The following is an 11,940-nucleotide window of genomic DNA, read 5'->3' as shown; positions in this document are numbered from 1 at the left end:
ACGAGTCTGAGAACACTCCGCGGGAGCGGCCCCGCCGTCAGTCCACGAACAGCCCCCGCGCCGCCGCCTTCACGTCGAACTCCTCGAGCCGTGCCTGCGCGTCGGGCAGGTCGTCGCACATCGCCTCCAGCAGCACCCGGCCCAGCAGCATCGGCGCGCACGCCGTGTCGAAGGCCAGCCCGGTGCCGACGGCGGCGGGCAGCAGCAGGTCGGACACCTTGGCGACCGGCGTGAACGGGGAGTCGGCGACGGTGACCACGGTCAGTCCCGTCTCCTTGGCGTGGGCGAGGGCGTCGACGACCTCCCGCGGATGGCGGGGCAGCGCGAAGCAGAGCAGGGCGTCCGCCCCGGCCCGGGCGGCGGCGTCGATCCGGTCGTGGAGCACGGTGCCGCCCTCGTTGAGCAGCCGGACGTCCGGGTGGACCTTGGCGGCGAAGTAGGCGAAGCCGTGCGCCTGGGCCGCCGCGGCCCGCAGCCCCAGCACGGGCAGCGGCCGGCTGCCCGCGAGGACCCGCCCCGCCCGCCGCACGGGCCCGGCGTCGGCCAGCGCCTCCGCCAGGTGCCGCAGGTTCTCGATCTCGGCCTCGACGGCCTGCTGGTACTCGTTGTACGAGCCGGCCTCCGGCGCGGGCCCGGCGGGCGCGACCTCCCGCAGGTGCCGGCGCAGGGCGGGGTAGCCGTCGAAGCCGAGGGCGACGGCGAACCGGGTCACGGACGGCTGGCTGACCCCGGCCAGCTCCGCCAGTTCCACGCTGGACAGGAACGGCACATCGGCGGCCCGCCGCACCATGCTGTGCGCGATGCGCCGCTGCGTCGGCGTCAGCCGGTGCCCCTCGAAGAGCGCCTGGAGGCGCGCGGCAGGGCTCTCGGTGCCGCTCATGACGTGACGTCCCCCTCGGACCCCGGACCCGTCGGCCCATTCACCCATCGCAAGTTCTGCATGCCGTTATACAACCGAACGGGACATCGTGCTGCACACGCGTCGTGACGGGCGGAGATCACCCACTGTGCCCGGTCGGGGACAGATCCGGACCTCGACGATTTTGCTACGACGTCGGCGCATCCCGAACGGGCCGGATAGCGTAACGCATCGAACAATTAAGCGCCTTGAAACCCTGGCGACCCCCGCGGCCGCCCGACGGAGGACTGGTAACAAGCGTGGATGCGCCAAGTCGTGGACAGGCGGACGGGACCGATCCCGCCGATCAGTGGGTGCTCAACCCGCACACCGGTGATTACGAACTGCGACCGAACGGCGCCCCGGACCGTCCGGCCGTTCCCCGCCCGCGCGGCGGCTCCCGCCCCGCCCCCGCCGCACCCGGCCGCGTGCCCGGGCAGCGTGGCCGCGGCACCGCACCCGCTCCCACCCCCGCCCCGTCCCCCGGTCCCGATGCCGCGCCGGACTCCGGCCACCGCAGGCGCCCGCCGCGGAAGAAGCGCGGCGCCAGGAGGAAGGCGCTGATGTGGACGGGCGGCGTCCTCGGTGTGGTGCTCGTCGGCGGCTCGGCGTTCGCCTACTACTGGTACGACCGTCTGGGCGGCAACATCAACACCGTCGACATCGGTGACGTCGGCAGCGACAAGGTCCTCGCCGACGGCCCGGTCAACATCCTGGTCATCGGCAACGACGTCCGTACCGGCAAGGGCAACGAGGCCTACGGCAACCGGGACAACGTCACCGGTCACGCCGACACCACCCTGCTCTTCCACATCGCCGGGGACCGCAGCAACGCGACCGTCATGAGCATCCCCCGGGACCTGATGACCACGATCCCGGACTGCGAGACCAGGAAGCCCGACGGCTCCACCGAGGTCATCCCCGGCTCGACGCGCCCCACCAAGTTCAACGAGTCCTACGGGGTGAACGGCCGCGACCCCGGCTGCACCATGCGTACCGTCGAGGAGATCGCCGGCGTCCAGGTCGACCACTTCATGATGTTCGACTTCAACGCGGTCAAGACGCTGTCCACCGCCGTCGGTGGCGTCAAGGTGTGCCTGGAGAAGCCCCTCAAGGACCTGGAGGGCGGCACGAAGCTCGACCTCCCGGCCGGGGAGAGCACGATCGAGGGCGAGGAGGCGCTGTCCTTCCTCCGCAACCGGCACGGCCTGAAGAACGAGAGCGACCTGGACCGGATCCAGATGCAGCAGAAGTTCGTCGCGTCGATGATCCGGCAGCTCAAGGAGGACACGCTGGACAGCCCGTCGAAGATGCTCGACGTGGCGGACGCGGCCACCAAGTCCCTCACCGTGGACAAGGGCATAGGCACCCCCGCCAAACTCCTCACCCTCGCCCGGGAACTGACCAGGATCGACCTGAAGAACATCACGATGATGACGCTCCCGGTGATCGACAACCCGGCCGAACCCACACCCGTCACCGTCGTCCCGGACCCCGTCAAGGCCCCGCAGGTGCTCGGCATGCTGCGGGACGACGTCTCCTTCACCGAGGTGAAGAAGAAGGAGAAGGCCGCCAAGGACAAGCAGGCCGCGCTCCTGGAGGGCCCGCGGGCCGAGGCGTCCGCCGTGCACGTCGACGTGTTCAACGGCGGCGGCCCGCAGGGCGCCGCGCAGGAGACCCTGGCCTGGCTGCAGACCGGCGAGGGCGTGTCCCGGTCCACGAACAGGGGCAACGCCCCGGCGAAGGTCGGCAAGACCCGGCTGGAGTACGCGCCGGAACAGGCGGACCAGGCGCGCAAGCTCGCCGACCTGATGGGCCTGCCCGCCTCCGCCCTGAAGCCCGGCGGCGAGGACTCGGACGCGGCCCAGCCGATGACGCTCACCCTCGGCCCCGACTTCGTCAAGGCCGGCGTGCCCGTCGCCGCGCCGAAGAAGGTCGACGTCGGTCAGTCCCGCGCCGACGAGAAGATGTGCGCCAAGTAGCGGCGCGGCGAACCCGAATCGGAGACGGGGGTTACCCCCAGTGTCAGCGGCCGGGCGCCTGCCTACCGTGGAGCCCATGACCGGAATGGACGCGCGGGACGCCGAGCTGAAGAAGGAACTCAACGCCTCCCTGCAGGCACGCAGGGAACTGGGCGAGGAGTACGAGTCCGCGCTGGTGGACTCGTTCCTGGAGAAGGTCGACCAGCGCATCGACGGCGCGGTGGAGCGCCGGGTGCGCCGGCAGTTCGCCGAGCGGCAGCTGACGGTGGCCCGGGACGCCCGGTCGCCGAAGGTCACCGACTCCTGGGGTGAGCGTTTCGGCTTCGGGATCGTCTCGCTGGTGCTGGCGGTGCCGCTGTCCGCGATCGGCGGGGGCGTGGGCCAGCTGCCGGGCCTGCTGATCACCTGGCTGGGCATCGTCGGCGTCAACGTGGTCCAGGCGGTGCGCACCAACCCGGGCCTGTTCGGCCGCCGCACGTCCTCACGGGACGGCGACGGCGACTGGGAGGACTGAGGAGGGCCACTGGGAGGACCGACGAGGAGGTCGCGCGGGGACCGCCACACCCCCGGTGGCCCGGGGGTCGGGACGACGGCGGTCCCCGCGGGGGACGCGCGCCCGGTGAGGGGGCCGCGCGTCCGGGCGTCCATGGAGGTCCGGGAGCCGCTCCGGAGGTCCTTCGACGCCGCTGGCCGCCGGCCGGGACGGGGAACCTCCCCGGTGCCTCACGCCCGGGTGGTGGGCCACCGTCCCGCCGACACCCACCACTGTGCCGGAGCCGTGTTAAGCGAGTGCTGCGCGGACGTGACACCCTCGTACCGCTTCCGCGAAGTCCACGAAGATCACGTACGCGGCAACACCCGCCCGTTCAGCGGCGGTTCACCCCCGCTTCGCCCCGACGCGCCGTCACTTCCCGGTCCTGGCGAGGAAGGACAGCAGGTCCTGGCGGCTGACCACACCGGTCGGCTTGCCCTCGACGAGGACGATCGCCGCGTCGGCCTCGCCGAGCACGGCCATCAGGTCCGCGACCGGCTCGCCGGAGCCGACCTGCGGCAGCGGCGCGGACATGTGCTTCTCCAGCGGGTCGTCGAGCGAGGCGCTCTTGCTGAACAGCGCGTCCAGCAGCTCCCGCTCCACCACCGAGCCGACGACCTCGGCGGCCATCACGTCCGGGTGACCGGCGCCCGGCTTGACCACGGGCATCTGCGAGACGCCGTACTCGCGCAGGACCTCGATGGCCTGGCCGATCGTCTCGTCGGGGTGCATGTGGACGAGGGAGGGGATGTGGCCGCCCTCCTTGTCGTTCAGGACGTCGGCGACACGGGCGCTGGGGCCGGCGTCCTCCAGGAAGCCGTAGTCGGCCATCCACTCGTCGTTGAAGATCTTGCTGAGGTAGCCGCGTCCGCTGTCCGGCAGCAGGACGACGACCACGTCGTCCTCGCCGAGCCGCGAGGCCACCTCGAGCGCCGCCACGACCGCCATGCCGCAGGAGCCGCCGACCAGCAGGCCCTCCTCCTTGGCGAGGCGCCGGGTCATCTGGAAGGAGTCCTTGTCGGAGACGGCGACGATCTCGTCCGCGACCTCACGGTCGTAGGCGGTCGGCCAGAAGTCCTCGCCGACGCCCTCGACCAGGTACGGCCGCCCGGAGCCGCCGGAGTACACGGAGCCCTCGGGGTCGGCGCCGATCACCTTCACGCGGCCGTCGCTGGCCTCCTTGAGGTAGCGGCCGGTGCCGGAGATGGTGCCGCCGGTGCCGACGCCGGCCACGAAGTGGGTGATCCTCCCCTCGGTCTGCTCCCACAGCTCGGGGCCGGTGGAGTGGTAGTGGGAGAGGGGGTTGTGGGGGTTGGAGTACTGGTCCGGCTTCCAGGCGCCCGGCGTCTCGCGGACCAGCCGGTCGGAGACGTTGTAGTAGGAGTCGGGGTGCTCGGGCGCGACGGCGGTCGGGCAGACGACGACCTCGGCGCCGTAGGCCCGCAGTACGTTGATCTTGTCCGTGGACACCTTGTCGGGGCAGACGAAGATGCACTTGTAGCCCTTCTGCTGGGCCACGATGGCAAGACCGACACCCGTGTTGCCGCTGGTCGGCTCGACGATGGTGCCGCCCGGCTTCAGCTCCCCGCTCTTCTCCGCCGCCTCGATCATGCGCAGGGCGATGCGGTCCTTCACGGAACCGCCGGGGTTGAAGTACTCCACCTTGGCCAGGACGGTCGCCCTGATGCCCTTGGTCACGCTGTTGAGCCGCACCAGCGGGGTGTTGCCGACGAGGCTGATCATCGAGTCGTGGAATTGCACCGTTGTCTCCGGATGCTTGCAAAAGATGTGGTCGTAGTGGTGGAACCAGCCTAGGTCCTCCCGGGCCGGAACCCGCCCGGGTCGTTCACTCCCCGTTGGGATTGGACCACCGTCCGTACGGGGCAAGCACTGGGTGTACGGCTTCGAGGAGGTGGCGGCGGGCATGACGGGCATGTCGAGGGCACGGGTGGCCCGGCGGATCGCGGCCGGTGCGGCGTACGGCGGCGGGGGCATCGGCCTGGCCGGCGCGGCCACCGTGGGCCTGCTGCTGGCGGAGGCACAGCTGGCGCGGCGCCGCGTGGGCAACGGCACGAGCCCGTACGTCCCGAACGCGGACGGTCTGTACGGGGCGGCCTACACGGTGCCCGGCGAACCGGCGCTGCGGCTGACCATGCTGGGCGACTCCACGGCCGCCGGGCAGGGCGTGCACCGGGGCGGGCAGACACCGGGCGCGCTGCTGGCGTCGGGGGTGGCGGCGATCGCGGAACGTCCGGTGGGGCTGAGCACGGTCGCGGTGCCGGGGGCCCGGTCGGACGATCTGGACCGGCAGGTGACGCAGGCGCTGGCGGATCCGTCCCGGGTCCCCGACATGTGCGTGATCATGGTCGGGGCCAACGATGTGACCCATCGGATGCCGGCCACCCAGTCCGTACGTCATCTGTCCTCGGCGGTACGCCGGCTGCGGACGGCCGGCGCGGAGGTGGTGGTCGGGACCTGCCCCGACCTCGGCACGATCGAGCCGGTGCAGCAGCCGCTGCGCTGGCTGGCCCGGCGCGCCTCGCGGCAGCTGGCGGCGGCGCAGACGATCGGGGTCGTCGAGCAGGGTGGGCGGACGGTGTCGCTGGGGGATCTGCTGGGGCCGGAGTTCGCGGCGAATCCGCGGGAGCTGTTCGGGCCGGACAGCTATCACCCCTCCGCCGAGGGGTACGCCACGGCGGCGATGGCGGTGCTGCCGACGGTGTGCGCGGCGCTGGGGCTGTGGCCGGCGGAGGAGGAGCGTCCGGACGCCGCCCGCCGCGAGGGGTTCCTGCCGGTGGCCCGCGCGGCGGCGGAGGCGGCGTCGGAGGCGGGTACGGAGGTCACGGCGGCGATGCCGACGGGGCCGCGGGGGGCGTGGGCGCTGCTGAAGCGGCGCCGCCGGCGCCGGGTCCCGGAAACCGAACCGGAGCCGTCGACCCAACCGTCACGCTGACGGCACTGGGGGAGGCACGACTGCCCGCGGAGCGGCTCACCGGTGACCAAGCAAGCGCTTAGACAGTTGCGGTCGATGTCACACCGCGGGGGCCGTGACCCGGGCCATACGGCCGGGTAACTTCCCCAGGGAGCCGTGCACCAACCAGCCGGTATGCCGTCCCGTGAACGAGGCGCTGCGCGCCGCCCCTTCCTCTTGGAGCCGTGATGCCCGAAGCCGTGATCGTCTCTGCCGCCCGTTCCCCCATCGGCCGTGCCTTCAAGGGCTCCCTGAAGGACGTGCGTCCGGACGACCTGACCGCCACGATCATCCAGGCCGCCCTCGCCAAGGTCCCCGAGCTGGACCCGAGGGACATCGACGACCTGATGCTCGGCTGCGGCCTCCCCGGCGGCGAGCAGGGCAACAACCTCGGCCGCGTGGTCGCCGTGCAGATGGGGATGGACCACCTCCCCGGCTGCACCGTCACCCGCTACTGCTCGTCCTCGCTGCAGACCTCCCGCATGGCCCTGCACGCCATCAAGGCCGGTGAGGGCGACGTCTTCATCTCGGCCGGCGTCGAGACCGTCTCGCGCTTCGCCAAGGGCAACTCCGACAGCCTCCCGGACACCCGCAACCCGCTGTTCGCCGAGGCCGAGGCCCGTACCGCCGCCGTCGCCGAGTCGGAGGGCTCGACCTGGCACGACCCGCGCGAGGACGGCCTGCTGCCCGACCCCTACATTGCGATGGGCCAGACCGCCGAGAACCTGGCCCGCCTCAAGGGCATCACCCGCCAGGACATGGACGAGTTCGGCGTCCGCTCGCAGAACCTCGCCGAGGAAGCCATCAAGAACGGCTTCTGGGAGCGCGAGATCACCCCGGTGACGCTGCCCGACGGCACGGTCGTCGCCAAGGACGACGGCCCCCGCGCCGGCGTCACCCTGGAGGGCGTCCAGGGCCTCAAGCCGGTCTTCCGCCCGGACGGACTGGTCACCGCCGGCAACTGCTGCCCGCTCAACGACGGCGCCGCCGCGCTCGTCATCATGAGCGACACCAAGGCCCGCGAGCTCGGCCTCACCCCGCTCGCCCGGATCGTCTCCACCGGCGTCTCCGGCCTCTCCCCGGAGATCATGGGCCTCGGCCCGGTCGAGGCGAGCAAGCAGGCCCTCGCCCGCGCCGGCCTGACCGTCGACGACATCGACCTGGCCGAGATCAACGAGGCGTTCGCCGCCCAGGTGATCCCCTCCTACCGCGACCTCGGCATCCCGCTGGAGAAGGTGAACGTCAACGGCGGCGCCATCGCCGTCGGCCACCCCTTCGGCATGACCGGCGCCCGCATCACCGGCACGCTCATCAACTCCCTCCAGTTCCACGACAAGCAGTTCGGTCTGGAGACGATGTGCGTCGGCGGCGGCCAGGGCATGGCGATGGTCATCGAGCGCCTCAGCTGACCACCGCGGTCGTCGCGGCGACCGCACCGTAGCCGCCGCGGCACGGTGCGTGAGCCGCGGGCCCGGCACCCCGGCCGCCCCGGGGTGCCGGGCCGTTTTGTGATCCAATCTCCCCCAGGATGTGACCTATCCCTCCCGCCGGGGGGATCCCCGCAGGTCAGCGTCGCTCCCCCACCGGACCCGAAACCAAAGAGCTGTCCGTTTCGTGACGTTACGCACTGACAGAAGGTCAGTCCGCCCTTCAAGCTGATGTAGGAAGTCGGGGGTCGACTTTGAACCGGGAGTACGTCAGTGAGCGCCATGCCGATCGCCCTGTTGATCACCACGGCCGCCACCGGCGCCGTGGGCGTCGCTGTGCTGCGCAGCATCATGGTGCTGCGCCGACAGGTCGCGGCCCTGCACACCGAGCTGGCCAGGAACCGGGCGGCCGACGCGCGCCCGCACGTTCCCTCCGCCCTTGCGGCCGACGCCGACGAGATACGCGCGGCCGTGGCGGACGCGCTCGCCGAGGAGCGGGAGCGTGAGCTCGCGGAGGCGCGGGCCTTCTGGGCCGCCCAGGAGGCGCGGGACGCCTCCGACGCGCCGTCCCTGCTGGGTCTGGCCGACAGCGAGCTGTTCCTGCCCCGGCAGGCCGATTTCGCGGGGCTGGAGCCGGTGAGCGAGCCGGGCACCGACACCGAGGAGCACCCCGGGGACTCCCCCGAGCTGGCCGCGGCCCGCCGCCGTCACCCCTCGCACCCGGACTTCGTGCCGAACCCCTCGCCGGTCGTGAACGACCACGAGCGCACCGTGACCACCCTGGAGGAGCTGGCCGGCTCGCGCACCGAGCTGACCGATGTCCGCCCGGGCCCGCTGGGCACGCTGGACGTCTACGTGTTCGCCGACGGGACGACGCTGTGCATGACGCCGGGCCACCGTGAGACCGCGGAGCGCCTGGCCGCCGCCCTGCGCGCGGGCGAGGCCCCGTTCCTGCTGGGGGGCTCCGGCATCTCGGGGGCGTACACGCTGACGTTCTCCTGCGGCGAGGAGAGCGTCTACATCCTGGCGGACCGCGTCATCGCGTCCCTCTGATCCCCCGGGGACCGCGGGAAGCCCCGGGCCGGCTACACCCCGGCGCGTTCCCGCGCCTCCCGCACCAGCCGTAGGGCCTCTCCGACCTCCTCGTCGTTCTTCAGTACGAGGGCGAAGTCGTGCCCGGCGACGGTGATCTGGTCGGCGGCGGCGAACATGCCCGCGTCGGGCATCTCGCGCGGCTGGGTGCCCGGCTCCTCGGCGAGCTGGGCGCGCCGCGCCAACTCCCTGGCCAGGGCGAGCGCCTCGGCGGCCCCGCCGCGTTGCAGCCGGCTCTGCGGCGCGGCCCGCAGACGGTCGGCGAAATCATCCACGGCACGGGTGAAGGGCGTCGTATCAACCACGCGGCGAGCGTACGCGGCGCGGCAGGACTGTTGCCAACGCGGGAACGCTCGGGCACGGTGACCTGAAGGACCGGCTTACATCCCCAGCGTCCGGAGGCGCCGATGTCCCAAGTCTTCTCCGCGGAGACCCATCGCAACATGCTCGCCCGCATTCCGCACTGCACCGGTCGTGAGATCTCCGACTGGCTGCGCACCGTCGAAGAAGGACCGTCGCTCGTCCGTTTCGAGGAGAAGGTCAGCTGGCTCCGGCACGAGTACGACCTGGCGTACGGCCACGCCAAGGCGATCGTCCACGAGTACGACCTGAGAAGGGCCGCGCGCAAGCTGCTCTGAGCGGTGCCGCGCACGGCGAAGGGCCCCGGTGGGAACCGGGGCCCTTGCCTGTGCGGTCGGTGGCGTACGGGACGACGCCGGCCGGCGTCAGTCGCTGCTGTTGAAGATCGCGATCAGCCGCAGGAACTCCATGTACAGCCACACCAGCGTCAGCGTGAGGCCGAAGGCGGCGAACCAGGCCTCCTCGCGCGGCGCACCGTAGGCGATGCCGTCCTCGACCTGCTTGAAGTCCAGGGCGAGGAAGCAGGCACCGAGGATGATGCCGACGATGCCGAAGACGATGCCGAGCGGGCCGCTGCGGAAGCCGAGGCCGTCACCGCCGCCGAACACCGCGAACAGCAGGTTCACGGCCATCAGCAGGATGAAGCCGAGCGCGGCCGCCATCACGAAGCCGTAGAAACGGCGGTTGACGCGGATCCAGCCCGCCTTGTACGCCACCAGCACACCGGCGAAGACCGCCATGGTGCCGAGCACGGCCTGCATGGCCGCACCGTCGGCGATGCGGTTGTCGACGACGCTGGAGACGACGCCGAGGAAGACACCCTCGAACGCGGCGTAGGTCAGGATCAGCGCGGGCGTGGGCTTGCGCTTGAAGGACTGGACGAGCGCCAGCACCATGCCGATCAGGCCGGCACCGATGGCGATGCCATAGGACCGGCCGATGTTGGCGTCGTCGACCGGCAGCAGCGCCCAGGAGAGCGCGGCGGTCACGATCAGCAGGCCGAGCGTGCTCGCCGTGCGGACGATGACGTCGTCGACCGTCATCCGGCCGGTGGTGGCCGGAGCCTGCGGCGGTGCGCCGTACTGCAGGTCCTGCTGGGCGTAAGGGTTCTGCGCGTACGGGTTGCCCGTCGGCTGCGCGTACGGGTTGGCCTGCGTGGCGACAGCGGGACCCCCGGCCTGCGGCGCGGTGTTGAAGCCCGCGTAGCCGTTGTCGCGGCTGAACCCCCGTCGCGAGAAGACCGGGTTTCTGCTCCTCATTTCACTCCTCCATGGCCACTCAGTGCGGCCTTGGCTCAAGAGTAATAGGTAGGCAAAGGATTGACCCTAATGCTTGGGGAGGATCTTTCCCTCGTGATGCTGCGCAACACGCTACGCGGCTCGGTGATTCCCCTCACCACGGGGGACCCGGCCATGACCGACCCGGTACCTGCCCGGAACCGGCCGGAGACCATCCGCTTACCGCAGGGGGAAGCCCGTGTAGGCCTCGGCGAGGTCGGTCTCGGCGGCGCGCGAGGAGGTGAGGCGGTCCAGGCGGGCGAGCTGGAGGCGGCTGTCGAAGGCGGTGGCGTCCGGGGCGCGGTGCAGCAGGGCGGTCATGTCGTGGGAGAACCGCTCGGCCTGCCACACCCGGCGCAGGCAGTCCGCGGAGTAGGTGTCGAGCAGTGCGTCCGAACCGGTCTCCACGCGGTGCGCCAGCGCCCGCGCGAGGACCACCACGTCCCCGACGGCGAGGTTCAGCCCCTTGGCCCCGGTGGGCGGCACGATGTGGGCGGCGTCACCGGCGAGGAAGAGCCGCCCGTACCGCATGGGCTCGTGGACGAAGGAGCGCATGGGGGTGACCGACTTCCCGGTGACGGGGCCGCGCCGCAGCGTCCAGCCGTCGGCGGTCTCCAACCGCAGTTCCAGCTCGCGCCAGATCTCCTCGTCGCTCCACTCCTCCGCCCTGGTCCCCTCGGGCACCTGGAGGTAGAGGCGGGAGACGGCCGGGGTGCGCATGGACAGCAGGGCGAAGCCGCGCTCGTGGCGGGCGTAGACCAGCTCATCGTGGGAGGGCGGCACATCGGCGAGGATGCCGAGCCAGCCAAAGGGGTACGTTCGTTCGAATACGCGCCCGATCCCGGCGGGAACGGCCGGACGCGACACCCCCCAGAACCCGTCGCACCCGGCCACGTAGTCGCATGCGAGCACCTCGTCGCGCCCCCGGTGCCGGAAGCGGACGCGCGGGGACGCGGAGTCCGCCCCCTCCACGCCCACCGCCTCCGCCCCGAACAGCAGCGGCCCGCCCTCGGCGAGCTGGAGGGCGATGAGGTCCTTGCAGACCTCGGTCTGCGCGTAGACCGTCACGGACCGCCCGCCGGTGAGCCCGGGGAAGTCGATCCGGTGCCGGCGCCGGCCGAAGCGCAGCTCGATCCCGTCGTGCCGCAGGCCCTCGCGGTCCATCCGCGCCCCGGCCCCGGCGGCCCGCAGCGCCTCCACGGTCCCCTGCTCCAGCACCCCGGCCCGCTGCCGCCGCTCGACGTACGCCCGGTCCCGCGCCTCCAGGACGACGGAGTCGATCCCCGCGGTGTGCAGCAGCCGGGCGAGCAGCAGCCCGGCCGGTCCGGCCCCAATGATCCCCACGGTGGTCCGCATCGGTCGCCCCTTCACCACGCCGGAGGCGAGTTTCCAGCGGCACGT

Annotated in this window: 11 protein-coding genes; 6 read left to right on the top strand and 5 right to left on the bottom strand. The window is 71.9% G+C overall.

Going from position 1 to position 11,940, the window contains the following annotated elements:
• Window positions 1–37 precede the first annotated feature (37 nt).
• Window positions 38–880, bottom strand: coding sequence for a MurR/RpiR family transcriptional regulator (locus ACZ434_RS24925; RefSeq protein ID WP_468459434.1), 843 nt, complete (start codon window positions 878–880; stop codon window positions 38–40).
• Between the two features lie 278 nt (window positions 881–1,158).
• Here ACZ434_RS24925 and ACZ434_RS24920 point away from each other — a divergent pair, with 278 nt between their 5' ends.
• Together ACZ434_RS24920 and ACZ434_RS24915 are read left to right on the top strand one after the other, a co-directional pair.
• Window positions 1,159–2,880, top strand: coding sequence for an LCP family protein (locus ACZ434_RS24920; protein WP_468459431.1), 1,722 nt, complete (start codon window positions 1,159–1,161; stop codon window positions 2,878–2,880).
• A gap of 85 nt (window positions 2,881–2,965) precedes the next feature.
• Window positions 2,966–3,394, top strand: coding sequence for a hypothetical protein (locus ACZ434_RS24915; RefSeq protein ID WP_468459553.1), 429 nt, complete (start codon window positions 2,966–2,968; stop codon window positions 3,392–3,394).
• Between the two features lie 390 nt (window positions 3,395–3,784).
• On the opposite strand, the gene ACZ434_RS24910 is transcribed toward ACZ434_RS24915, so the two are convergent.
• Window positions 3,785–5,173, bottom strand: coding sequence for a cystathionine beta-synthase (locus ACZ434_RS24910; RefSeq protein ID WP_468459429.1), 1,389 nt, complete (start codon window positions 5,171–5,173; stop codon window positions 3,785–3,787).
• A 163-nt stretch (window positions 5,174–5,336) separates the two neighbouring features.
• Between ACZ434_RS24910 and ACZ434_RS24905 the strand changes: the two genes are divergently transcribed.
• From ACZ434_RS24905 to ACZ434_RS24895, 3 genes are all read left to right on the top strand, one after another.
• On the top strand, window positions 5,337–6,365 hold the full coding sequence (locus ACZ434_RS24905; protein WP_468459551.1) for an SGNH/GDSL hydrolase family protein: 1,029 nt from the start codon (window positions 5,337–5,339) through the stop codon (window positions 6,363–6,365).
• Between the two features lie 206 nt (window positions 6,366–6,571).
• A complete protein-coding gene (locus tag ACZ434_RS24900; RefSeq protein WP_468459427.1) occupies window positions 6,572–7,792 on the top strand; it encodes an acetyl-CoA C-acetyltransferase in 1,221 nt (406 codons plus the stop codon).
• Window positions 7,793–8,083: 291 nt separating this feature from the next.
• The gene (locus ACZ434_RS24895; protein WP_468459425.1) at window positions 8,084–8,863 is read left to right on the top strand and encodes a hypothetical protein; all 780 of its coding nucleotides are present in this window, start codon (window positions 8,084–8,086) and stop codon (window positions 8,861–8,863) included.
• Window positions 8,864–8,895: 32 nt separating this feature from the next.
• Here ACZ434_RS24895 and ACZ434_RS24890 read toward each other — a convergent pair whose 3' ends face one another.
• Complete coding sequence (locus ACZ434_RS24890; protein WP_468459423.1) at window positions 8,896–9,207, bottom strand: hypothetical protein; 312 nt, start codon at window positions 9,205–9,207, stop codon at window positions 8,896–8,898.
• 102 nt (window positions 9,208–9,309) lie between these two features.
• Here ACZ434_RS24890 and ACZ434_RS24885 point away from each other — a divergent pair, with 102 nt between their 5' ends.
• Entirely contained in the window at window positions 9,310–9,540 is a 231-nt protein-coding gene (locus tag ACZ434_RS24885; protein WP_468459421.1) for a DUF4287 domain-containing protein, read from the top strand.
• Between the two features lie 87 nt (window positions 9,541–9,627).
• On the opposite strand, the gene ACZ434_RS24880 is transcribed toward ACZ434_RS24885, so the two are convergent.
• Both ACZ434_RS24880 and ACZ434_RS24875 read right to left on the bottom strand, forming a co-directional pair.
• Entirely contained in the window at window positions 9,628–10,521 is an 894-nt protein-coding gene (locus ACZ434_RS24880) for a Bax inhibitor-1/YccA family protein (protein WP_468459419.1), read from the bottom strand.
• 198 nt (window positions 10,522–10,719) lie between these two features.
• Window positions 10,720–11,895, bottom strand: coding sequence for a 4-hydroxybenzoate 3-monooxygenase (locus ACZ434_RS24875; protein ID WP_468459417.1), 1,176 nt, complete (start codon window positions 11,893–11,895; stop codon window positions 10,720–10,722).
• Window positions 11,896–11,940: the final 45 nt, after the last annotated feature.

It is taken from the genome of Streptomyces sp. NPDC030893, assembly GCF_055571535.1.
This window is presented reverse-complemented; position numbering and strand designations above follow the sequence as displayed.

Bases quoted from the DNA above. Each gene is read 5' to 3' on its own strand.
- ACZ434_RS24885 (WP_468459421.1), top strand. From the start codon at position 9,310: ATGTCCCAAGTCTTCTCCGCGGAGACCCATCGCAACATGCTCGCCCGC.
- ACZ434_RS24905 (WP_468459551.1), top strand. From the start codon at position 5,337: ATGACGGGCATGTCGAGGGCACGGGTGGCCCGGCGGATCGCGGCCGGT.
- ACZ434_RS24900 (WP_468459427.1), top strand. From the start codon at position 6,572: ATGCCCGAAGCCGTGATCGTCTCTGCCGCCCGTTCCCCCATCGGCCGT.
- ACZ434_RS24915 (WP_468459553.1), top strand. From the start codon at position 2,966: ATGGACGCGCGGGACGCCGAGCTGAAGAAGGAACTCAACGCCTCCCTG.
- ACZ434_RS24875 (WP_468459417.1), bottom strand. From the start codon at position 11,895: ATGCGGACCACCGTGGGGATCATTGGGGCCGGACCGGCCGGGCTGCTG.
- ACZ434_RS24880 (WP_468459419.1), bottom strand. From the start codon at position 10,521: ATGAGGAGCAGAAACCCGGTCTTCTCGCGACGGGGGTTCAGCCGCGAC.
- ACZ434_RS24925 (WP_468459434.1), bottom strand. From the start codon at position 880: ATGAGCGGCACCGAGAGCCCTGCCGCGCGCCTCCAGGCGCTCTTCGAG.